This window comes from Nanhaiella sioensis, assembly GCF_046557775.1.
Taxonomy (GTDB): domain Bacteria; phylum Bacillota; class Bacilli; order Bacillales; family SM2101; genus Nanhaiella; species Nanhaiella sioensis.
In genome coordinates, this window is sequence record NZ_JBKAEG010000001.1 from 4,557,442 (window position 1) to 4,582,039 (window position 24,598).

The following is a 24,598-nucleotide window of genomic DNA, read 5'->3' on the forward strand; positions in this document are numbered from 1 at the left end:
CATGGCTATGTTCGTATTAGATATGAGGCAGGTGAACATACGGTGATAACATAAATCAAATGGTCATTCATTTGTTTACGTTGTTACAAGTAGTATTATTTATGTCTATTAAAAACAAACTTAATTTATATAAGAAACACCTTGTCAACGAAAGTGAGAAGAATAGCCAATGTTCAAAGACAGACGATCATACTATACCATTTCTTGAACAATGGACTTCTTTTTCGGCAAATCCATATTTTTTTGATGATCAACACTGTCTTATCAGAGAAGTTTCATATCCAATAGGGTATAAACATGGTCAACACTCGTTTGCTGAGCTCCATGAGGTAATTGAGATGTGGCAAAGTCATCACATTCAACACCCTCTTTCAGCAAAAAATAAGCAACCACATGATTTGTTCTTTTTTGATACTGAAACAACTGGATTAGGTGGTGGAGTAGGAAATACGATATTTTTGTTAGGATATGCTAGAGTGTTTCAGGACGAGGTAAAAATAAGACAACATTTTTTGCCTGCTCCTGGAAATGAAGTAGCTCTTTATCAAAGCTTTCTTACAAATGTAGATTATACTACATTAGTAACATATAACGGTAAAGCGTTTGATTGGCCACAGGTGAAGACACGACATACATTAATTAAGGAGTCTGTACCTAAATTACCAGAGTTCGGCCATTTTGATTTATTTCATGCATCTCGAAGGTTGTGGAAGAATGAATTGGAGAACGTAAGGTTAACTACAGTGGAAAAAGAAAAGCTTGTGATTAACCGAGGGAAAGATACTCCTGGATATTTAGCACCTTTGCTGTACTTTGATTTTTTGCAAAATAAAAACCCAACAGGGATTTTCTCTGTGCTACGCCATAATGAAACAGATGTCCTTTCTTTAATCTCATTATATATACACCTCTCAAAAAAATTATTAGCTAATTACAATTTGAAAAACCCCAACGAACAGTTTGAAATTGCCCGTTGGTTAGATACTCTTGGGGAAAAGCAAAGCGCTAGTCATAAATATAAAGCCATTGCTACTAGTGAAGATGAGCATTCTGATAAAGCTAAGTTCAATTTAGCCATGATATATAAAAGAGAAAAGAATGTAATAAAAGCAATCGACTTGTGGAAACAGCTAGTCGAATCAAATGATATGTCGTTACAAATACAAGCTGCTGTTGAATTAGCAAAAGTGTATGAGCATCAATTTAAAGAAATTGACATAGCATTAGAATATGCGAGGCTTGCCTATAACATCACTAGTGACAAGGACGAGTATAAAAAAAACAAGAAAGCTGAATTACTAAAGCGTATTAGCAGGCTGGAAAAGAAGGGGAAATAACGACCCTATTTATTTCCGTGGAAAGCGCAAAAAGAGAGTTTATTCGGCATTATAAATAAAACAAATCGACAACAAATTCATTGTATAATAAACTTGTGTCGTAGCTATTGATCTAGGGAAATACTCACCTTACTTAAGACTGTTGTGTTCATATTAAAACATGATAAAATATTCATTAATAAAACTACACGCTCTATGCTCTATTCACTTATAATTGTTAACAAGCAAAACTGCAACTGATGAAGCTGTTTCATATGGCAATAAAGTTTGAATAGAGCTGAGCCTAAAGACAACATAGAGCTTTAAAATACATAATGGAGAGAATATGGATCATGTATAAGAAAATCGTTTATTTATTTTTTGTTGTAATATGCTTAACAGTCATTATTATGAGCAATTTTAAAACAAGTCTACTGTGACTTACTGCTAATTTTGGCTAAAGAAGGATATACATATACCAAAAGCATATGATCATGTGTAATGTGGGCGTTTTAGAAAGTTAAATCTTTTTAAAATATAGTGGTTAAATTAGGTGTATTCATTAGTACATGTTTACCCATTTTTTCATAGGCTGTTATTGTAACATATGCATATGAAAGGAGATAAGGAGATGCAACCTAGACCAATTGTACAGCCACCGATTGTTCATCCAACAAAATGCTGTGTCCAACATCACTATTGCACATTTATTGTCCCGCACATTCATCCTAGTCACGTACAGCATGTAAATCATGTATTGTATCAGCATCAACATTATTATCCACAAACAGAGTCTGTAGTCAATGAAGTTTCTAATCAACAATTTAATTGTGGAAGATAAGAATTTGAATAGAGTAAATTATAGGGACGGTGCTATACCGTCCCTATTTTTAAAGGTCGATGATGTTAGATCATTATCTGCTCATAGTCCTACGTAAAAATAAATACTATATAACTCGTTGTATCTTTTTCTATAACACGATACATATGCTAATAGCGTCGTTTTGTTGTCAATATTGTATGAATAAAATTAAAGTTTGAATAAAAGCCTAACAGCAGCTTTTTAGAGCCATAGCAATATGGGGCTATTTTAGCAGGCCGTCATTCCTAGTCTCATTATTAAGTGATCATAGAAATGATGTTTTTCCTAAAGGAGAATGAATTTTGATCAAAGTCTTAGTCGTTTCAGGATATAAGCCCTATGAAATTGGGATTTTTTCTAATGATCATCCTGCGGTAAATTTTATAAAGAAAGCACTTAAAAGTCGTTTAGTTTCACTTCTTGATAATGGACTTGAATGGGTATTAATCAGTGGTCAGCTCGGTGTTGAACTATGGGCTGCAGAGACAGTGTATGCTTTGCAGGAAGACTATCCACACCTTAAGCTTGCAATTCTTACACCATTTCTTGAGCAAGATGTGAATTGGAATGAAGCAAATAAAGAATATTACGAATTAATTTTATCTCAAGCGGACTTTGTTGAAAGTATTTCGAACCGATCATATGAAAATCCAAGCCAATTCCGTCAGAAAAACCTTTTTTTGGTAAATAAAAGTGATGCATTACTCGCTGTATTTGATGAAGATAAGCAAGGAAGTCCTACATATTTGCTTAATGTTGCAAAAAATAGAAGAGATACGGACAATTATGATATAATTATTATAAATTTTGATGATCTTCACTTAGTTGCTGAAGAAGAATCATTAATGAATAATCCTTGGAATGAGGAATTTTAGGGGTAGAATGCTAATTGAGGTCCGTGTTAATTTATTAGGACAAAAAAATACTAATACGAAACAACATATGCAAAAGACAAATTGACAATTGCTCTTTCATTTGAAAAAATAGAAGTGGAAGAATGGGGAATTATGTAGAGGTGAAAACGATGTTAGAACGAATTAAACTAAATGCTAAAGAAATTTTGGAAAAAGAATTTAAAACAGCGATGAGAGGCTATAAACAAGAAGACGTAGATAAATTTTTAGACTTCATCATTAAAGATTATGAATCATTTCATCAAATTATTGAAGAACTACAACAAGAAAATTTGCGCTTGAAACGTCAAGTAGATGATACATCTAAAAAACAAAGTGTACCGACTGGAAATACAAATTTTGATATTTTACAAAGATTATCGAGTCTTGAAAAGCATGTGTTCGGTAGTAAATTATACGAGTAAATGATTACCATATAAAAACTATTGCTATTTACTATGTTATTTACTATAATTAATGTTACACGTTAATAACGTTCGGGTAATCGCTGCACATGTTCATGTGTAGAGGAAAGTCCATGCTCGCACGAGCTGAGATGCTCGTAGTGTTCGTGCCTAGTGAATAAATAAGCTAGGGTAGTTAGTGTAATACTAACTAACGGCAGGGAAATAACCTAAGTCTTCCTAGATATGGTTAGAATACCTTTAAAGTGCCACAGTGACGAAATCTTGCAAGAAATTGCAAGAGTGGAACGAGGTAAACCCCACGAGCGAGAAACCCAAATTATGGTAGGGGCACCTTCTTTGAGAAAATGAACGAGAAGAAGGACAGGTAAGGAAATTTACCTGTAGATAGATGATTACCACCTTGGTACGAGGCGTTGGCCGTTTGTAGTACAAGGAACAAAACATGGCTTACAGAACGTTATTAATGAACTGAGTTAATTAGATTAGACTTAACAGCTCTCCTAACATGGAGAGCTTTTGTTATGTGGATGACCTTAAAGAATAAGTAGTTCCGTATGCTGTTGCAGATCTAAAAAAAAAATTAATGTATACCAGCATTGAGTATTTCATAGTACGATAAATTTTTAAAAAATAGCAACAAAGTTTGCGTATAGAGCTTAAGTAGATGTTATGATAATGAGGAAATTTGGAAATGATCAATAAGAGTTATTTAAAAACTGTTCATCCAGTAGGTTGATTATACCATCGTAAATAACTTAGCTGTTGGAAGGGCTAAGTGATAAATTGATTTTAAATTGAACTAAGCGAGTAATTCTAGAAAATAGGGTGATGACATGAACAATACTTATACACTTATTGCAACCGCTGCAATGGGTTTAGAAGCTATCGTTGCAAAGGAAGTACGTAGTCTTGGCTACGAATGTACAGTAGAAAACGGTAAAGTCATTTTTCAAGGTGACGAAAAGGCTATATGTAGATCAAACTTATGGCTACGTACCGCTGATAGAATTAAAATAAAAGTTGGTGAGTTCAAAGCGACATCTTTTGAAGACTTATTTGAAGGGACTAAAGCTTTAAAGTGGAGCAACTTTATACCTGAAGATGGCGAATTTCCTGTAAGTGGGAAATCTGTTAAATCAAAGTTGTTTAGTGTTTCTGATTGTCAAAGTATCGTGAAAAAAGCCATAGTTGAAAACTTGAAGGAACATTATCGATCTGCTGGCTGGTTAGCAGAAACTGGACCGTTATATAAAGTAGAAATTGCTATTCACAAAGATATCGCAACGCTAACAATTGACACGAGTGGTTCTGGATTACATAAACGTGGATATCGCGTTGGACAAGGTGATGCTCCGCTGAAAGAAACTTTAGCAGCCGCGTTAGTGCTGCTTACGAACTGGGAGCCTAATAAACCGTTTGTAGACCCAGTTTGTGGCTCTGGTACTATACCAATAGAGGCTGCATTGATCGGGCAAAATATTGCTCCTGGTTTCAATAGAGACTTTGTTTCTGAGCAATGGGATTGGATTGGTAAAAGCACTTGGGATGATGCACGTCAAGAGGTAGAGGACAGGGCAAATTACGACCAACCACTGCAAATATTTGGTCATGATATAGATCATAGAATGATTACTATATCTAATGAAAATGCTGAAGAAGCTGGACTTGGGGACCTTATAACATTTAAACAAATGCAGGTGAGAGATTTTACGACTAAGGATCAATATGGTGTTATCGTTGGTAACCCACCCTATGGTGAGCGGATAGGTGAAAAACAAGCAGTGGAGCAAATGTACAAAGACATAGGTAAAGTATTTGGTGACCTCGATACTTGGTCAAAGTATATCGTTACTTCCCATCCGGACTTTGAAAAATTATACGGGAAGAAAGCTACTAAAAAGAGAAAATTATTTAACGGTTTTATTAGAACTGACTATTATCAATATTGGGGAACTAAATCTCCAAGAAAATAATAACGAATGACAGTGTTCTCCTTCTATGAGAAAAGATGAAAAATCTATAAATGGTGATGATAGGTGAGTAATTTTTACGTGCATCATTACCCGGTGCATATTATTCATTAAAATATCATTATCGTTGTAACATTTAATATCGGAGGAATATAATTAATGATTCGTGAACGACTACCTTTTCAAGTATTAACGAATGATAACTTTTTTGATAAATTAAATGAATGGATTGGCGATGTGTTTTATGACATACTACCCGAAGCAGGTTTAGAGCTTAGAGATGAACAGATTTTCATGGCATTTCAGCTTGAACGTGCATTTAAGGAAAAGAAGATAATATTAGCTGAGGCTGGGGTTGGAACAGGAAAGACAATTGTATATTTATTATATGCATTGTGTTACGCAAGGTATACAGGTAAACCCGCAATTATTAGCTGTGCTGATGAGTCATTAATTGAACAGCTTGTTAAAAAGGAAGGAGACATTGCAAAACTTCGAAAACTATTAAATATGAATATTGATGTCAGACTGGCAAAATCCCCTGATCAATATTTGTGTTTGAACAAACTAGATGATGCAATGACTTTTTCAGAACATGACAATATTAATGATGTTTATGATTCTCTACCGAAATTCGTGAATAATCATGCAGCACTACAACAATTTACACCTTATGGGGATCGAAAACAATATCCTCTGTTGTCTGATGAGGAATGGAACATGATTTCATGGGATGTATTTCAAGATTGCTCAAGTTGTGAGAAGCGACATCGATGTGGACAAATTTTGTCTAGAGATCATTATCGCAAGGCTACAGATTTAATTATTTGTTCACATGACTTTTATATGGAACATGTCTGGACGAAAGAATCACGTAAGAGAGAAGGGCAATTGCCGTTACTCCCTGAATATAGCAGCGTAGTTTTTGACGAAGGGCATCTGTTAGAAATTGCGGCACAAAAGGCGTTGACCTATAAAATAAAAGCAACATTATTAGAAGGATTATTAACTCGACTGCTTGAAAATGAGATAAGAGAAGAGCTTGCATTGTTAATAGAAGAGACGATTGAAACAAATCAGTTATTTTTTGATTCAATAGTGGAGCAAGCTGTTCCAGTACAAGGGTCTCATCGAATGAACCTTGCTTTATCCGGCTCTATTATTAATTATGCTAAACAATTAAACGAAAAGTTAATTGCCATTGGAGATGCACTAGTTTTCGAAAGTGAAACATATACGATTGAAGAGTATCAATTGAATATTGTTGATGAATATATTGATCAAGTGCAATATTCTTTGCAGCTAATGGTTGAAAATGATGAGGCTATAACATGGATTGAAGCAAACGATGATGAAACAACTGTTGTGATTATGCCAAAATCGGTAGAGAATGTACTAGAGGAAAAAGTTTTCTCAAACAACATTCCGTTTGTGTTTAGCTCTGCAACACTTTCAAATAACCAATCTTTTGAGTATGTTACAGCTAGCTTAGGTATTCGTGATTATTTATCGTTTTCAGTGGAATCGCCATTTGATTACGATGAACAAATGAAGATAAAGATGCCAATCCTAACAGCTAATGACAACTTATTTCAGCAGAAGTTTACGTATACACTGAAAGAATTAGAGAAAACGAATGGAAGAGCGTTATTATTATTTAATAGTAAACATGATTTACAGTTATTCAAAGAACACTGTAGTGAGCAAACGGAATTTTCATTTTTATTTGAGGGAGATAGAGAGATTAGTGAACTAGTTTCAATATTCCAAAATGAAGAACATACTATACTTTGTGCGCAGCATCTTTGGGAAGGTTTAGATATACCTGGCCCAGCTTTGTCTAATCTTATTATTTGGTCTTTGCCATATCCACCAAATGACCCTGTATTTAATGCAAAACGTAAAGCATCTGCGGATCCGTTTTGGTCAATTGATGTTCCTTATATGATGCTTCGACTGCGTCAAGGGGTTGGACGTTTAGTTCGTTCTCATCATGATAAGGGTGTTGTGACAATTTTTTGTACAAGTGATATTGATAAAGAATTAATCACAAAGGTAGAAACAAATCTTCCTACAAATGTTACAAAATCTTAAGAATATTTAAATGTAAGATTTAGAAGGATTTATTATAATTGTATAGAATTATAGTAAATGAAAACTGTTTAAGGAGGAACAACATGAATCAAGATATATTAAAATTAGAACAACAATTTTTAGATTATGTAAAAAAAATAATTGGCTATAATGAAGCTGTTGGATTAATGCATTGGGACCTACGCACAGGCGCTCCGAAAAAAGGTGTGGCTCAACGTTCTGAGGTAATTGGAACTTTATCATCTGAAATCTTTGCAATGACTACTTCTGAAGAAATGGCTTCATATATTGCGAAGCTCTCGTCACAAGGTGTTAAAGAGCAGCTATCTGAAAAAACGATCAAAACTCTTAAAGAATGTAAAAAACATTATGATAAGAATAAAAAAATTCCTGCTGAAGAGTATAAGGAGTTTGTCATTCTTCAATCAAAAGCTGAGTCTGTGTGGGAGGAAGCAAAGGCAGCATCAGACTTTTCAATGTTCCAGCCTTACCTAGAAAAATTAGTCGACTTTAACAAGCGGTTTATTGAATACTGGGGTTATAAAGATAACAAATATGATGTTCTACTTGACGATTATGAGCCAGGTATGACTGTGGACATTTTAGATAAGGTCTTTCATGAAGCCCGTGAGCGAATTGTCCCATTAGTAAAAGAAATTGCTGGAGCAGAACAGCCTGAAACGAGCTTCCTGTTTGAACACTTTCCTAAAGGTAAACAACGTGAATTTAGTTTAGCAATTCTAGAGCAATTGGGCTATGATTTTGAAGCTGGTAGATTAGACGAAACAGTACACCCATTTGCGACAGGCTTAAACCCAGGAGATGTACGCATCACGACAAAATATGATGAAAAGGATTTCCGAACTGCGGTTTTTGGAACAATTCACGAGTGTGGTCATGCATTATATGAGCAAAATATTTCAACTGACTTAACAGGCACTCCTTTATGTTCAGGTACATCAATGGGCATTCATGAATCACAATCACTGTTTTACGAAAATTTTGTAGGACGCAATTATTCTTACTGGAAAAAGAATTATGATTTATTAAAAGATCATACAAATGGTCAGTTTGATTCTATAGAGTTAGATGATTTCTATAAAGCTATTAATGAATCAAAGCCTTCATTAATCCGAATCGAAGCAGACGAATTAACTTATCCGTTACATATTATGATTCGATATGAGATTGAAAAAGGATTATTTAACGGAGAAATTGAAGTGAAAGACTTACCAGAAGTTTGGAATAATAAATATGAGGAATATTTAGGTGTACGCCCTTCTAATGATGCGGAAGGAGTGCTACAGGATGTGCATTGGGCAGGTGGAATGTTTGGATATTTTCCTTCATACGCATTAGGGTATATGTATGCAGCCCAACTAAATAAAGCGATGCTTGTAGATATTCCGAATTTTGATGAGTTAATGGAAAAAGGGGAATTAGAGCCAGTTCGCGAATGGCTCACAGAGCATGTACATCAATTTGGTAAACTGAAAAAACCACTTGAAATCCTACAAGATGTAACAGGTGAAGGATTAAATGCAAATCATTTGATCGAGTATTTAGAAGAGAAGTACCGTAGAGTCTATCAAATTAACAGCTAATGTTAGTTTAGCAAATGAAAGATAGCAAAGCCTCCTTTGTCATTTTACAAAGGAGGCTTTTGTAATAAATAAAAGACATATAATAAGCGCCTTGTGAAGTATATTAACACGACTTCACAAGGCGCTTGTTGTTACATTTTTACCATAATCTATAACCTTTTGAACCGACTGGTGCATTTTGAATCATGTCTATGAACGGAATTGTATATGCAAATAATATTAACAAAATAGTAATTCCAATCCATAGTTTCCAGTTTTCAAGAACCATAGGTGTTTTTTCGGCATGCTCTGTAACCTCTGCAACTGGGAATTCAGTTTCACCTTTTGGTGCAAAAAATGCTAAATTAGTAATAATAATTAGTACTAAGATGATACCGATGAATAAGATAGAACCGCCAATTGCTTGCGCGATTTGATAAGGAATCCATTCCAGTGCTTGTTCTGAGCCGCCGTATGTTGAATAATCGGAACGACGTGGAGCACCTAGTAGCCCAGCAGCATGCATTGCTCCTGACATAAATGTCATCCCGATAGCCCATACAATGGTTTGAATGATTGCTAGTTTGTTCATAGCCTTCGTCATTACACGCCCTGTAATGTGTGGGATTAACCAATAGGCTGCACCAAAGAACGTAAGTAAAACAGTTGTTGCTAATGTTAAATGGAAATGACCTGTTACCCAAATGGTGTTATGGACAACTTGATTTAATTGGTTACTTGCGTTAATTAAACCACCTGCACCAGCTGGAATGAAGAATAACATTCCTATAAACGGTGCAAAAAAGCGTGCATCTTTCCAAGGTAGCTTCTTAACCCAGCCGAATAACCCAGTTGCACCTTTTGAGCGACCATACAATTCGAACGTTGCAAACATTGAGAAAGCCGTCATTAAAGATGGTATAACAACTAAGAAAGTTAAAATGACTTGTAAAAACTTCCACGCTGGATCAATTCCTGGCTCTGTTAATTGATGGTGAAATCCAACAGGGATAGAGAATAGTAAGAATAAAATAAATGACATTCTAGCTAGAGCATCTGAGAATATTTTAGTCCCCAATACTTTAGGAATAACAACATACCAAATCATGTATGCTGGTAACAGCCAGAAATATACAAGTGGATGACCAAAATACCAGAATAATGTACGACTAACTAACACATCAATCGTTTCAACAATACCTAATGACCATGGAATAAATTGAACTAGGACAGTAGCAGCTAAGCCTAGTGTTGCTACTAACCACAATATCATATTAACGATAGACATAAAGCTTAATAGTGGACTAATCTCACCTGGATGTTGTTTACGCCACTTTCTGTAATGTGCAAACATAGCAAATCCAGCTACCCAGCTACCAACAACAACCAAAGTTAAGCCTATGTAAAAACCTGGATGTGCTTTTAAAGGAGCGTAGAATGTATAAAGTACTGATGCTTCATTCAATAAAATAAATACTGCGGCAATTGCCGTACCAATGGTCATCATCCAAAACCCGATCCAACCAGTCAAGCGAACCTTATTGGATAATGCACCTGCTGTTCTACTTAGGCTGGCAAATTGAAAGCCGATAATGAAGAATGTAGTTAAAACAAGACCAAGTAATACGCCGTGTACAGTTAAAATTTGATAATAGCCAAGCCATGAAGGGAGAGTAAATTTCCCTGAACGAACAAGTGTTTGTAATAATCCTGCTAATCCTCCGAGTGCTAGTGCAATAAATGCGACATAAATATGTGCCATTGCCAATTTTCCATCGCGTCGATCAACTTTCGCTTCAACAATACTCATTATTCAACCACCTCGATTGTTGCAGTCATACTAGTATGACCTATTCCACAATATTCATTACATAAAACTAAATACTCTCCAACTTCATCAAACGTAGTTGTTACTTCGCTTATGTACCCAGGTTCAAGCATCATATTTGCATTTGTACCTGCTATTTCAAAGCCGTGAATAACATCTTTCGTTGTAGCAACGATTTTTACTTTCGCACCCTTTGGTACTTGTACTTTTGTTGGAGAGTAACTAAATGCAGAAGCAACAAATGTTAATTGATATTCATTGTCACCGATTTGTACTAACCCTGGATTATCAAATGGTGCTGTTTGGTCAACCTTTTCTGGATCAATTGTTGTTAAACAACTAGGAGGTTGGTTTCCTAAATAAAATGCGCTAATACCTATAACAGTTAAGAAGACAAGTAGAGTTCCAACTCCAAATAACAACCATATTTTTTCAAACTTGTGCATGTGCATCGACTAATTCCCCTCCTTCTATAAGCGGTCTACAAATAAAAAATAAACTCCCAACCAAGTAATGATTAGAAAGAAACCCAACAACATTACTGAAGCTAACGCTCCTTTTAATGAAGGCTCACTTTCTATTTTAGTTTTTTGATTTTGAAGCTCAGTTTTCGGCATCTCTCTCACTCCCTTCGCTATTGAACAAATTTCCTATTATTACACTATTATCTTACTAGACTAATGTGTAAAATCCATACAGTTATTAGGTTTTCACAAATTGTTCATATGTAATATAAACACTATGATAATAGTGATAAATTAATTTATCAGTGATAAATATCACAAAAAATAAAAACAATTTGTGAAAAAAATGTGAAATAGTTAAATAGATTTGAGTTGTATGCTTGTGACTTTTGTCATAAGGTGATAGTTACAGGTCTGGAAGTGACATTAAAATGCCCTCTTCGTATACTTTGTTCCTACTTTTACTAAAAATGGACAGAGGGATGAGTTTTATTAAAGTTCAGCAATGATAAAATAGTAAAGATGCCATCACAACTGATTTATATGTGCTTATATCTTAGAACGAATAACACCAATTAATACGAAAACAAGCAATTAAAAGCAGAAAACAACCGACTAATTGTCGATTGTTTTGCTTGGTTTTGTATTTGATTACATTTCAATCATTAAAATGATTTGCATTTCTCCCATTGCTTCCACTTGAATGGGAACTCTAAAGGCTTTTTCAAAGCCGTAGATTTTTGTTTGACCAACTAACACTGTAGGAGGTGTAATATCAATATTGATCCCTTGTTGAGAAAGTTGTGTAGACAAATTACCTGCAATCATATTACCAAACTCTCCTGTAAATGATTCAAGCATTTCTCCCTCAAGAGGCATACCGAACATGATTTCACCAACTCCACCAAATACAGTTGGGTTTCCCTCTATTATTAACCTTCCTCTTATATCCCCAGTTATACCAATTAACACGCCCATTGAGGATTGCAGTAACGGTTGAGTGAATAACGCTGGTTTATCAATTGTTACATCTATTGGTACTACGGTTTTAACTACATGAATAGTGCTGTTTAAAACACCTGTTACTTTTGAACTTAATGTGGCCAAACTGAATTCACCTCCATCTTTATTTCAGGGATTGTAATTGGGTAAAATATACCCATTACTATTTTACCTCATAATATTGTTTTGTGTAATGAATTTAATAGATTTAATAGATTTTATAGTGCAATTCCAATAATTGTGTGCTGAACGTAATGATTATTAGATTTATAATAATAATGCACAACAACAACTCCTTTAAAACGTTCGACTTCTCCAAACAGGGGAAGTCCTTTTTATTTGAAACTCTTCACAATGGTCTTCCGTTTTATTTAAAGTTATCGTTATACTCACATTTAATTAGAGTTACATAGCTTGATAGAACAATCCGTTGATTTTGTCCAATGCCTTCCTTTATATGTTGTATTTTTGTAAAAATAGCAACAAATTATGAACGATGTTTATCTGTTTTTTCAGACATTACATGTTTGTGTTTTTTAAATAACTAGATATGTAATGCTCAAGGTGCTTGTTATTTGAGAACCTTTCGCAAACTATGCTGCTTTTTATACAAAATTACTATAGAAGTCTTATTTGGTTTTCATTATGATATTGAAGAAAAGATGCTACGAAACTAAGCTAAGAAAGAAAATTAGTTATTGAATCTTAGGAGTCAAGCTTATAAATCGTCAACTAGGTTAATATTGAAATCAACGATTACGTAGAGCGTCCTAAAAATGACTACAATGTATGTCCTTTGGGAAAGAAAATAATTTCTTTGCCTATTTCGTATGGAGCCTGATTAGAGATAGGAAAGTGATATGGCTTTGTTGCTCTATTTCAAAATCTTCATGATACTAGGGTTTTTCTTAATAATTTATAGTTTTACTATGAAACATCATATTTAATATTGTAAAATAAGAAAATAACTAATCAGTCAGAATGTTAAGGGGTATTGTATATGGGGCAAACAGGGGTTAAAAAGTACACAACTCAAAATATTACGAGTGGATTGTTCGATATTTATCATAAAATTTATGATGAAGGTGATAGCCAAACCGCGTCGAAAATTGTTCAATTAATGAAAAAACTTCAAAGTGAAGAATTTACCATTGGTTTTTGTGGCCATTTTTCGGCAGGGAAGTCAAGTATGATCAATGAATTAATAGGTGAACAGCTATTGCCTACTAGTCCGATTCCGACAAGTGCCAACCTTGTTAAAGTAAAGAGGGGAGACAAGTATGCACGCGTTTACTTTCATAGTGGTGAAGTGATGCAATATGAAGGTCCGTATAATTATGAACTTGTGAAATCTCTTTGTAAAGATGGTGATTCAGTCGCATCTATTGAACTTAGTGTAGAAACAACTTCCATTCCGTTAGGGGTTTCAATTATGGATACTCCTGGGATCGACTCTACTGATGATGCGCATCGTTTGGCGACCGAATCGGCTCTTCACATCGCAGATACGATATTCTTTGTAATGGATTATAACCATGTACAATCAGAAGAAAATTTTCTATTTGCAAAGGAATTAAAGGATCGTGGAAAAGAAGTATATTTAATCATTAATCAAATTGATAAGCACCAGGAACAGGAAGTTAGTTTTTTTGATTTTGCAAACGGTGTAAAAAATTCTTTTTTAAATTGGAAAGTTGAAGCAGATGGTATATTTTACACATCTTTAAAGAAAAAGGATCATCCATTAAATGAATTAGCTAGCGTCAAAAAATTGTTGCAGAAAAAAATCAACGAAAAGGATAGCCTCCTCATAAAAACTAGCTTATTAGCGGCTGAAAAATTACTAAATGAACATTTGCAATATTATGTAAACAAAACATTAGATCAGCAAAATATATTTGAAAAAACTCTTTCTCATTTACCTGTAAATGAACGAGAAGAACTTCTATCAAACATAAATAATGTACAACAAGAAATCGATGAGAAACAACAAGCATTGGAAAGCGCAGAGTTAAATTGCAAAAAAGACATACAGGCTATTTTAGACAATGCATATCTTATGCCATATTCTACTAGAGAACATGCAAGAGCATTTATTGAAGCTAGTCAAGCTGATTTCAAAATAGGATTATTTAGCTCCAAAAAGAAAATTGCAAAGGAACGAGAAGATCGCTTAGATGTACTGTGTGAAGATATAAAGGATAAGATTTCTTCACAACTGGAATGGCATATTAAGGATTATTTTTTAAAATTCTGTAAAAAACAGGCTATTCTTGAAGACGAATTGACTAGAGACATTCAAACTTTCTCCATTACACTTGAATCTTCTATGCTGGAAAACATATTAAAAAAAGGAGCAAGACTAACGGGTGATTATGTCCTGACATATACGAATGATGTAGTTCAAATGATTAAGAGGATGTGTCGTGATGAAACAAATGAAATTATTAATAAAATAATCTTTGAGTTGAACAAGCATACGAGTACACAAATTGATATGTTACAAAATATACTTAAGCAGCAAAACAATTTGATGGATGCTAAATCAGGGCTTGATCAATTGGTATCGATGGAGGAGAGACATAGAAAATCTCTAAATAATCTTCTTCATAGACAAAATGAACTTCCTCAGGATAATGAAGAGTTGAAAGCTTTATTGGAAGAACATATTGTCTTTACTTCAATGGAAGATGCAAATCAAGATAATGAAGTAACTGATAGTCAAGTGATTCATAGCAGTTTAGATAATACAAACTTGACACTACGTAACAATCGTAATCAAGGGGGGCGCGTTAACGAAACGATTAAATACTTAAACCATGTTTGCAATCAAATATCAGCAACACCTGGTTTTGCAACGGTTGTTAAGGAGCTACGTGAAAAGTCTGAAAGGCTTGAAAATAGAAACTTTACAGTCGCATTATTTGGAGCTTTTAGTGCAGGTAAATCATCGTTTGCAAATGCGCTCCTAGGAGATAAGGTATTACCAGTTTCACCTAATCCGACAACAGCAACGATTAACAAAATTATTCCACCATCTGACGAATTTCCACATGGGACGGTAAAAGTTAAATTAAAGACACAGCAACAAATATTTGAAGATGTGCAACAATCGTTAAAAATATTTAATTTGAAAGCTAGCACTTTGGAAGATGCGATTAAGTTATTAAAGCAAGGTACATATCGTCAGCAGGTTATTGATAGTCGAGATCAATCACATTATTCTTTTCTACATGCTGTTTGTAGTGGATATGCTACAATGTCCAAAAACTTAGGCTCTATCATCACCACTAGCCTTGCTACCTTTTCCGACTATGTATCTGTAGAAGAAAAAGCGTGCTTCGTTGAATGGATTGAACTAGCCTTTGATAGTGAGTTAACACGCCAAGGTATATCATTAGTTGACACTCCAGGTGCGGACTCAGTGAACGCTCGACATACAGATGTAGCATTCGATTATATTAAAAATGCAGATGCCATTCTATTTGTCACTTACTATAACCATGCGTTTTCCAAAGCAGATAGAGAATTTATTATTCAGCTCGGAAGAGTGAAAGATACTTTTAGTATGGATAAAATGTTCTTTGTAGTTAACGCATCTGATTTGGCTCATTCAGAAGAGGAACTCGGTTCAGTTATGAACTTTGTTGACGAGCAACTTGTCTCTTACGGTATAAGGGACCCACGTCTTTATCCAATCTCTAGTCATAAGGCGCTAACAGCAAAACAAAATGATTCTAATGATGCTGATGTTGAGATGGGAGACTATTCAGGAATCTTACGTTTTGAACGAGATTTTAAAACATTTATCATCGAAGAACTGGCAGAGATCACGATAAGCTCTGCTTACACGGATATAGAGAAAGTAAACAATATGTTAGATGACTATATCAAAACAGCAACTACCAGCAATGACGAAAAAAATAGCAAGCTGTTAGCAGCCACAGATGAACGAGAAAGCATTCGATCTATCATTAGCACTTACCAGATCGACAGTCAAAAGCGGTCAATTGATCAAGAAATAACAGAATTAGTCTATTATATTCAACAACGGAACTTTTTACGTTTTTCAGATTTATTTAAAGAAAGTTTTAACCCTTCGACCTTACGTGAAGATGGTAAAAATATTCAAGTGAAATTGGAAGGTGCATTAGAGGAATTACTGTCGGCAATATCGTTCGATTTAGAACAGGAAATACGGGCAACTAGTCTACGTGTTGAAGCATTTTTACGAAAACAAGTTGCTGAAATATTAGAAGATATAAATATTCGTATTGTGGGAATAAACGATCATTTACAATTTAATATAAATAGTGAGTTTGAGTTTCCTACACCAGCTTTTCACTATCCTTTTATTGGAGATCAAGTCAATAAAAATAAAGTAATAGGGATGTATAAAAACGCAAGAACTTTCTTCGAAAAAAACGGCATACAAAAGATGAGTGATGAAATAGTTAAGCAATTAGAGGAGCCTATACATAGCTTTTTAAAAGCTATGAAAACTCAAGTGACAAGCCATTACCAGTATAATTTCGAACAATATGTACAAGCATCTCTGCAAAAGTTATTAAACGAAAATGAAGATTATTATGAAGGAATAATTCTTGCATTATCAGATAATGTAGATGTATCCTTGTTACAGGAAATACGCCAATCTATAGTGAGTTATATGGATATTTAGGAGGAACTCTCATGTCAGAAGTACACAAAGCAATTACGAGTCATTCACAAAGTCAGCATCGCCATATTCAGATTTTTGTACAATTGGACAATCAAAGAGAAGCTTTAATTGAAGAGGCTCTTGAATTGTGTAAAGCGAATCAACCTTATTCTGTTGATGGCATTAACGAAATAACAAGTCAAATAAATGCACTAGCTAGTAAGGGAGTTAGTCCTACTAGGAAATATGTTACTAACATGATGGTTAAAGAGTACGCACAAAAGCTTGTTGTAAATAAATTGGGTCAGTAATACGTTGTTGTTATGGAAAAGCTGTTTTCGCATTGATTGTTGTTTTTCGTATTAAGAAGAAAACACGAACACAAATAGAGTTCGTGGCATCTTTTCTTCTGTACAACAACCACTTTTTATAGTACTAATTTGAAAAAGAGCCTACGGAAATGCCAATTTTAAGGTGGTTAATAATAAGTTTTTCTTATAGATGAAATGAGTTTTGATAAGTAAAGCGCTTACCTACTTTTATTAACCATGAGCTATGAGTACAAGTTTAATCAATGCGAATTGTTTTAACGTAGAAAAAGTACGAGCTAAACAATTACCTATGTAATTGACAGATGTTTAAGTTCATTAACTAATTTCCTTTTTGAAGAAGAGAGCTAAAGGAGTATATATTTTTACTTGTTTTACCCATTAGCATCTATGCCAAGTTTATATAAATGGAAAGGAGAGGGGACATGGAACATATTGTTGAAGTCGATTGGTTACACAAACATATTTCAAATGTTCGAATCATTGATTGTAGATTTCACTTAGAAGACCCTGCGGCAGGATTAAATAGCTATTTACAAGGGCATATCCCAGGTGCATTGTATTTTGATTTAGATAAGGACCTATCAGGCCCTATTGAAAAGAACGGAGGCCGTCATCCACTGCCAAACATTGAAGAATTCTGTGAAAAATTATATGCAGCAGGAATTGATCAACATACTAGGGTAGTAGCTTATGACGATCAAGGAGGAGCCTTTGCATCACGTTTTTGCTGGATGTTATTATATGTTGGATTAAAGCATGCACAAATTTTGAATGGTGGATATGCCGCATGGAAAGAAAGGCACATGCCAATAACAGCGGATATACCAACAGTAACAAGAAGTTTTTTTACTCCGCGTATTCAGCATGATATGTTGGTAACTATGGAAGAAGTTAAAATGCATAGCCAACGTAATGACGCTGTTATTATTGATTCGAGAGAAAATAATAGATATGCAGGAATTGAAGAACCTATTGATCAGCTTGCTGGACATATTCCATCAGCTATTAATTACTATTGGAAAGATAGTCTACATTCCAATGGTATGTGGAAAACGAGTGATGAGCAGATTAGCAGGTTCTTACAACTCGATAAGGATGAAAATATAATCGTCTATTGTGGATCTGGCGTTACTGCATGCCCTAATTATGTGTCTTTAAAAGAAGCTGGTTATAATAATATTAAACTCTATGTGGGCAGCTGGAGTGATTGGATATCGTATGATGATAATGAAATTGTAAAAAATTAATAAGTATATGTTCGTACAAATTTCCTATACTAAGCTTGGAGGTTTGATCGACCTCCTAAATAGCCGTAAAGGAGTACGATAAAATGGGAAGAACAAAAGCAGGTAATGCAAATGCACAAAGAAATAATAACGCTAAACAGAAAAATGACTATAACAATGAATTTGCGTCATATGCAGAAGTTGAATCAAACAAAATGAAAAACCGTAAAAAAGAAGAGTAAATGTAAAAGTTTATTGACCCCAAAGTCATCCATTTGTAATTGATACATAAAATGCTGACTGTTGGGGTTTTACATGCCTTTATTACTAATAGCATACCGTATGTTTATGATCTATGATCATGCTGTTATTTTGTATTTTTCATCTTTGCAACATTCTCTAGCTTGCTTTTTGGAGAATTGTTTACAACAGATCCTTGTCCATAACCTTGTGGATTTACTCCTGAACTAACTCGCCCTCTCGTTTTACTTTGTTTAGTCAACAACCTCACCTCCATCTAATATTTTATCCATTTCATCATTTATTATGAATTGACCTCTCATTAAATAACTTAGATTAGTCTCTTTTCAATAGTCTTTTTTCCCTTTAATTGTTGCTTCTCGTTCTAATACAGAAGCACGTAAAACCACAGCGTTCATGGCTTTTTTATGCTTTTACAATGTTTATAAAACTCATCATACAGCCCATTTTTAGTGAAAAAGCAACAAAGTTTATGAAAAGAGTCTTTCATCAGGCTATTTTCTCTTTGATTGAAGCTCTACGATCTAAGATGTAAACACCTATACATTTAGTGTTATGGGCATCTATTCTTCTGTAAAGCATCACTATTACGTAAAACGAAATCTTAATCTTCTAGTTTAGGCACGATAGCAACAATGATGAAAAGAGCCTTTCATTAATATAGTTCTATTATGTCCTCTCATTGTTAGCGCATCATCATGTCCATAACATTGTTAGGGAATAACGTTGAAAAAACGAATAGATATTTTAAGGAATTTACGTTAATATAAGGAATGTGTTATCCAAACTTTTTGTGGATTCGAACGAAATTAAGATAGGGTTGAGGCATAATGATAAAACATAAGGCTTTTACAGTCGAAGAATACATTCAATACTTAACTAATAAAGGCTTTCATTTCCGAGAAGATGCGCTAGGATTTATTACATTCGGTCAGCAATACACAAAATCAACAGATGAACTAGTTAATTCAGCGATAGAAATAACTTTGAAGGTACAAAAGGAGTTTGATGGAAGTTTTTTTGTCTCTTTACTAGAATCTTTCCAAGAGAACAACATTAAAACTCGCGAAGAAGCCGTACAATTTGCCTACATTAAAAACCTTATGTAATTTCTTACAGGCTAAAAATTAATACATAAAGAAAACAGGAGCGTTTCTAATCGACTCCTGTACTACATTTCACTTCTTTATTTTTCCTTTCAGGTAATTCTGATAGCACCATGCCACTAAAAATGCAAATACAGCCTATAATTGCAATGTGGCTTAATTGCTCATTCGCCCAAAGAAATCCGGCTAAAGAAGCAAATACTGGTTCAGTTGCAAATATTAAAGCAACTCGAGTAGGAGTAGTGGACTTTTGAAAAAAAGTTTGTCCTAAAAATGCTAAGGCAGTTGCAAAGATTGAAGTAACTACTAAAGCAATAAATACTTCCTTTTGAAGTAAAATGTTTATTTGTAATTGATTTCTCCAATCTTCAAAAAGAAACGCTAGTAATAATGATAAAAAAGCCACCGTTAAGATTTGCGTGACAGTTAGAATTAAACTCGGGAAACGCTTCGTGTATTTACCTGTTAATATAATATGCATCGCAAATGATACGGCACAAAATAGTACAAGAACATCACCCCGATTAATTGAAACTTCGTCACCCATCGTTAGCATATAAAGACCTATCGTAGCTAGCATAGCACCAGCTATGCCATTACGTGTCATGCTATTTTTTAATAAAAAAACCGCGAATATAGGAACGAGTACAACACTTAGACCAGTAATGAATCCAGCTTTAGATGAAGTTGTGTACAATAATCCAAATGTTTGAAATGCATAACCAAGAAATAGCCAAATGCCTAATATTACTCCAGACATGAACATTGTTGCATTTAGCTGTTTTAATTGTTGTTTATTAAACATAATAAGCCAGCACAATAAAAATATTCCAGCTATAAAAAAACGAATACCATTGAAGGAAAATGGATGTAAAAAAGAAATAGCATTTTGCACGAGAACAAAAGTGGTACCCCATACGAAAGCTATAAGTAATAGAGCACCATCTGCAACGACGGACTTTCTCAATATTTCTATCTTCCTTTCTCGATCTAAATAAAAAGCTAAATTGTAGTGTATCATACATACTACAAAATAGGGAATACAAAACTGGTGTTTATGTTTGGTTATTTTTCTGTTGATTGCTGTTTGATAAAAATACGTAAACATCTCATGTTCGATGTATCTTTAATGCAGTTCAGAAAAGCCTCTCATCTAAATTGACCATTATTTAATAAAGGCTGCATTCGCATTGCTTGTTACTTTTCGTTCAAAGGTATTGGCACGTATACACCTGGCGTCGGGCATCTTTGTTACTTATGCGATTATTGAGCTCTCATAGTGAAAATAGCAACAAACTTTACGAAAAGAGCCTTACGAAAAATTATTTCACCATTTGAACAAAACGGAGGTGAAAGGTGAAAAAATGAAAGTTAGAATTGAATGGACTTATAAAACAATCAATAAGCAAGTTATAACGTTAACATCTGAGGAAATTAGCGTGGAAGCTGCTCTTTCAATCAGTGAAGATTTCGAACGTACTGGACGAACAAACGAGTTATTATTTTATGATGAAAAAGATAACAAATGGACGAAGAAGGAACTAATTAGGCTTTCTAAAGAACTAGAAACTGAACCAAACGATATAATTGTATATTTTGATGGTGGTTATGATAACAATAACAAACAAGCAGGGCTTGGTGCAGTTATTTATTACAGTCAAAACAACAAAAAATATCGTTTAAGGTCCAATGCGTTATTTTCAGAAATTGAAACAAATAATGAAGCTGAATATGCAGCGCTTTGGTACTTACTGGGGCAAGTAGAAGAGTTAGGTATTCACCATATCTCTGTTACATTTCGTGGAGATTCACATGTAGTACTCAAACAGCTTTCAGGTGATTGGCCATGCTTTGATGAGGTATATAATACATGGTTAGATAAAATAGAGGATAAGATCCGGCAATTAGGTATTCATCCTCATTACGACCCAATTTCAAGAAAGCAAAATGGTGAGGCTGATCAGCTTGCAAGCCAAGCGTTGGAAGGGATAGTCATTCACAGTAATGTAGAAATTTAAAACTTATCATAACATATATATGTATTGTAGTCATGACAAGGAGGGTGGATACTTTGGAAAGAAAACTAATTATTGAACAGATAAGTGAAATCCTCGATACGTACTGCCAAGATTGTTTTGTAAAAAGTAATTTTAGAAAAGAATACGGGAAAACGTATGCACAATCATTTTGTATTCATACTTGTACAGTAGGTAACTTATTAAAGAAATATGGAGAGAATTTGTCACATGGTCAATTATATCCAAGTGGGAAAGAAAATAATGAAGGACTTGAACGTAATATGCCAATTCTTGATAGGGATTACTAGCTTAATCATTTTGGAGATGATGGCTAATAAGCCTACGAGGAAAAAACCGCATAATTGCGGTTTTATGTTAATCGGTGAATATCCCAGCTTGTAATGTAAATTCTTTTAATACAGATGAAGTGAATACTCTAATTAGAATGATTTGTATTACTGCTTTGCTTCATTGAGCTGCTCTTCACATTGTGATAATAATTTCTCTGATTGTTGTAAAAATTCATTATCAAAACCAGTTGAGTTTGCATTTGCATCTACAAGCTTAGAACGTGCTTCTGAAACAGCCTGAGTAGCTCCCTCTAGTTGTTCTTCATCCATACTCATCGTGGCACGTCCTACTATTTTTTGTGCACTTTGAATTGACATATTAAGATCTTGTATATCATTATATCCTGTGTATACTTCATTTTCTTCATTAGTCAATACATACACCTCCTGACTATATAGTTAGTCGGAGGGTAGACGATTATTCACTATAATTGAATATTTTTAATAAGGTCATGTTGCAAACGTTGATGCCACAGTACTTAGATTATCATAATAATTTTATGGACCGGCATTGTATTATGTTTGAAATGATGCTACGAATAGTAGCTTGCGCAATCATACTATAGTTAAAAAAGAGCAACCTGTTCATAACGTGTGAGGGCCATAGGAAATAGGTTTTACAAAACAAAAAAGACTGTATCATACAGTCTTTTTTTAACAAATTTTATGTGAATGAATGGCTTAATTTATAGTTTTACAACATTGGCTGCTTGAGCCCCTCTGTTTCCATCAACAATTTCAAAAGAAACTTCTTGACCTTCTTCCAATGATTTATATCCATCACCTTGAATAGCTGTGAAGTGAACGAATACGTCATCTCCACCTTCAACTTCAATAAATCCATAACCTTTTTCATTATTAAACCATTTTACTTTACCGTTTTGCATAGTACGATTTCCTCCTAATACTTCCTGCACAAAAGTGCTACAAAATAATTTATTATCAAATAACGGAATATATTAAGCTGAAGCTTTGTAATATCAATAGCTGTCTAAGATGATGAAATCTTACATTCTGCTAAATGATGTCTTAAATATACACCAATGATATTATTGAGTCAATATAAATAGACAGAAATAACAGAAAAATGAAAACTTTACATAAGTATCTTATATTGTAAATAAAGTAAAAAATAGTTCTTCGGTTATGTTAATGATAGGAAGGGTTTGGAAATTATGATACAATCAAATATAGAGAGGTGTTAATATGAGTTCATTTGTGCAAAAAAAGAATAGGCTGACACCACTAACAGTTCAAGAAATTGATGAGATGCTCAGCAATTTAAAAAATACACAATCACATGCTACTAAACTTCCAGCTGACTCGATTTATGACAAAAAAATCACAGCTGTTTCCCGTGAAATTGATGAAGTGGTAGACCAAGTAAAGGATATTTTTACAGAGGTAAGAAATTCACATAAGATTCCTCTTTATGAAATTAAAAGAGATATCATTCCAACGATACAGCAGGCTGCAGAAATCCCTAATCTTTTCTATCTATTTAATGAATTGCATAAAAAGGATGACTATACATATCGACACAATATTGGTGTTGGAGTGATTGCAACATTACTCGGAAAGTGGCTGAATATAAATGAACAGGAGTTACATCGTCTTACACTTGCAGCAACGTTACATGATATTGGTAAAACGAAAATCCCATTAGACATACTTCAAAAGCCTGATAAACTTACCGATGATGAATATGAAGAGATAAAAAATCATTGTATATACGGCTATGAAATGTTAAGCAATACTAAAGGTATTGATGAGCAAATCAGTTTAGTTGCTCTTCAGCACCATGAACGTGAAAATGGTGAAGGCTATCCTTATGGGATATCAGGAAATAAAATCGATTATTTTTCCAAAATTGTTGCTGTTGCTGATGTTTTTCATGCGATGTCATCCAATCGTATTTATCGTGTTGCATCCCCGTTCTATAAAGTGATTAAGGAAATGAATGATCATATATTTGGTAAGTTTGATCCGAATATTTTATTTGTTTTTCTATTTCACATGATGGATACAACAGTCGGACAGGGTTGTTATCTAACAGATGGTCGTCAGGCGAAAATAATTATGATTAATCGTTTTGATCCAGTAAATCCACTAGTGCAAGTGCAAAATGAAATGATCGATCTAAGTAAGGAAAAAGAATTATCCGTAAAAACCATTATAATTTAAAGGACTTGAAATGGCAGGGAG

The 24,598-nt window shown here is 34.1% G+C and carries 22 protein-coding genes, 1 other RNA gene and 1 pseudogene; 16 read left to right on the forward strand and 8 right to left on the reverse strand.

The genetic code is table 11. The features are described from left to right. Positions 1–101: 101 nt before the first annotated feature. From V1503_RS21560 to V1503_RS21595, 8 genes are all read left to right on the forward strand, one after another. Positions 102–1,337: a ribonuclease H-like domain-containing protein gene (locus V1503_RS21560; RefSeq protein WP_410629112.1), complete on the forward strand. Its 1,236-nt coding sequence runs from the start codon at positions 102–104 to the stop codon at positions 1,335–1,337. 610 nt (positions 1,338–1,947) lie between these two features. After that, positions 1,948–2,157 carry a CotD family spore coat protein gene (locus tag V1503_RS21565; protein WP_214481236.1) on the forward strand — a complete coding sequence of 70 codons (210 nt, stop codon included), beginning with the start codon at positions 1,948–1,950 and terminating at the stop codon, positions 2,155–2,157. Between the two features lie 326 nt (positions 2,158–2,483). Next, positions 2,484–3,053: an SLOG family protein gene (locus V1503_RS21570; RefSeq protein ID WP_410629494.1), complete on the forward strand. Its 570-nt coding sequence runs from the start codon at positions 2,484–2,486 to the stop codon at positions 3,051–3,053. A gap of 149 nt (positions 3,054–3,202) precedes the next feature. Further along, positions 3,203–3,496: a cell division regulator GpsB gene (gene gpsB / locus V1503_RS21575; RefSeq protein WP_214481411.1), complete on the forward strand. Its 294-nt coding sequence runs from the start codon at positions 3,203–3,205 to the stop codon at positions 3,494–3,496. A 68-nt stretch (positions 3,497–3,564) separates the two neighbouring features. Then, positions 3,565–3,954, forward strand: an RNA gene (rnpB, locus tag V1503_RS21580) — RNase P RNA component class B. 378 nt (positions 3,955–4,332) lie between these two features. Beyond that, a complete protein-coding gene (locus V1503_RS21585) occupies positions 4,333–5,472 on the forward strand; it encodes a THUMP domain-containing class I SAM-dependent RNA methyltransferase (protein WP_410629113.1) in 1,140 nt (379 codons plus the stop codon). A gap of 156 nt (positions 5,473–5,628) precedes the next feature. After that, entirely contained in the window at positions 5,629–7,563 is a 1,935-nt protein-coding gene (locus V1503_RS21590) for an ATP-dependent DNA helicase (protein ID WP_410629114.1), read from the forward strand. 83 nt (positions 7,564–7,646) lie between these two features. Next, complete coding sequence (locus V1503_RS21595) at positions 7,647–9,167, forward strand: carboxypeptidase M32 (protein WP_410629115.1); 1,521 nt, start codon at positions 7,647–7,649, stop codon at positions 9,165–9,167. Positions 9,168–9,306: 139 nt separating this feature from the next. Here the strand turns inward: V1503_RS21595 and V1503_RS21600 are convergent, their stop codons facing one another. From V1503_RS21600 to V1503_RS21615, 4 genes are all read right to left on the reverse strand, one after another. After that, positions 9,307–10,956, reverse strand: coding sequence for a b(o/a)3-type cytochrome-c oxidase subunit 1 (locus V1503_RS21600; protein ID WP_320259454.1), 1,650 nt, complete (start codon positions 10,954–10,956; stop codon positions 9,307–9,309). Further along, complete coding sequence (locus tag V1503_RS21605) at positions 10,956–11,426, reverse strand: cytochrome c oxidase subunit II (protein ID WP_214481231.1); 471 nt, start codon at positions 11,424–11,426, stop codon at positions 10,956–10,958. The genes V1503_RS21600 and V1503_RS21605 overlap by 1 nt, the downstream gene beginning before the upstream one ends. An 18-nt stretch (positions 11,427–11,444) precedes the next feature. Further along, positions 11,445–11,591 (reverse strand): cytochrome c oxidase subunit 2A, encoded by a 147-nt coding sequence (locus V1503_RS21610; protein ID WP_214481230.1) that lies wholly within the window; start codon positions 11,589–11,591, stop codon positions 11,445–11,447. Positions 11,592–12,089: 498 nt separating this feature from the next. Further along, positions 12,090–12,545 (reverse strand): chemotaxis protein CheX, encoded by a 456-nt coding sequence (locus V1503_RS21615; protein ID WP_214481229.1) that lies wholly within the window; start codon positions 12,543–12,545, stop codon positions 12,090–12,092. A gap of 895 nt (positions 12,546–13,440) precedes the next feature. On the opposite strand from V1503_RS21615, the gene V1503_RS21620 reads away from it, so the two are divergent. From V1503_RS21620 to ypzF, 4 genes are all read left to right on the forward strand, one after another. Beyond that, entirely contained in the window at positions 13,441–17,121 is a 3,681-nt protein-coding gene (locus V1503_RS21620) for a dynamin family protein (RefSeq protein ID WP_410629116.1), read from the forward strand. An 11-nt stretch (positions 17,122–17,132) separates the two neighbouring features. Next, entirely contained in the window at positions 17,133–17,411 is a 279-nt protein-coding gene (locus tag V1503_RS21625; RefSeq protein ID WP_214481227.1) for a YpbS family protein, read from the forward strand. A 443-nt stretch (positions 17,412–17,854) separates the two neighbouring features. After that, entirely contained in the window at positions 17,855–18,679 is an 825-nt protein-coding gene (locus tag V1503_RS21630) for a sulfurtransferase (protein ID WP_410629117.1), read from the forward strand. 83 nt (positions 18,680–18,762) lie between these two features. Next, entirely contained in the window at positions 18,763–18,900 is a 138-nt protein-coding gene (ypzF, locus tag V1503_RS21635) for a protein YpzF (RefSeq protein ID WP_214481225.1), read from the forward strand. Between the two features lie 125 nt (positions 18,901–19,025). Here ypzF and sspL read toward each other — a convergent pair whose 3' ends face one another. Then, entirely contained in the window at positions 19,026–19,169 is a 144-nt protein-coding gene (sspL, locus tag V1503_RS21640) for a small, acid-soluble spore protein L (RefSeq protein ID WP_410629495.1), read from the reverse strand. 580 nt (positions 19,170–19,749) lie between these two features. Between sspL and V1503_RS21645 the strand changes: the two genes are divergently transcribed. Next, the gene (locus V1503_RS21645; protein ID WP_214481223.1) at positions 19,750–20,028 is read left to right on the forward strand and encodes a DUF6123 family protein; all 279 of its coding nucleotides are present in this window, start codon (positions 19,750–19,752) and stop codon (positions 20,026–20,028) included. 46 nt (positions 20,029–20,074) lie between these two features. On the opposite strand, the gene V1503_RS21650 is transcribed toward V1503_RS21645, so the two are convergent. Then, positions 20,075–20,992 carry a DMT family transporter gene (locus V1503_RS21650; protein WP_320259458.1) on the reverse strand — a complete coding sequence of 306 codons (918 nt, stop codon included), beginning with the start codon at positions 20,990–20,992 and terminating at the stop codon, positions 20,075–20,077. Positions 20,993–21,389: 397 nt separating this feature from the next. On the opposite strand from V1503_RS21650, the gene V1503_RS21655 reads away from it, so the two are divergent. After that, the gene (locus tag V1503_RS21655) at positions 21,390–22,043 is read left to right on the forward strand and encodes a ribonuclease H family protein (RefSeq protein WP_214481221.1); all 654 of its coding nucleotides are present in this window, start codon (positions 21,390–21,392) and stop codon (positions 22,041–22,043) included. A gap of 32 nt (positions 22,044–22,075) precedes the next feature. Continuing rightward, positions 22,076–22,273: pseudogene (locus V1503_RS21660) on the forward strand (zinc-finger domain-containing protein); the annotation flags it as partial. 225 nt (positions 22,274–22,498) lie between these two features. Here the strand turns inward: V1503_RS21660 and V1503_RS21665 are convergent. Next, on the reverse strand, positions 22,499–22,768 hold the full coding sequence (locus V1503_RS21665; protein WP_250886534.1) for a DUF2564 family protein: 270 nt from the start codon (positions 22,766–22,768) through the stop codon (positions 22,499–22,501). A 311-nt stretch (positions 22,769–23,079) separates the two neighbouring features. Then, positions 23,080–23,280: a cold-shock protein CspD gene (gene cspD, locus V1503_RS21670; protein WP_320259459.1), complete on the reverse strand. Its 201-nt coding sequence runs from the start codon at positions 23,278–23,280 to the stop codon at positions 23,080–23,082. A gap of 319 nt (positions 23,281–23,599) precedes the next feature. On the opposite strand from cspD, the gene V1503_RS21675 reads away from it, so the two are divergent. Next, complete coding sequence (locus V1503_RS21675; RefSeq protein WP_410629118.1) at positions 23,600–24,577, forward strand: HD-GYP domain-containing protein; 978 nt, start codon at positions 23,600–23,602, stop codon at positions 24,575–24,577. The last annotated feature ends 21 nt before the right edge of the window (positions 24,578–24,598 follow it).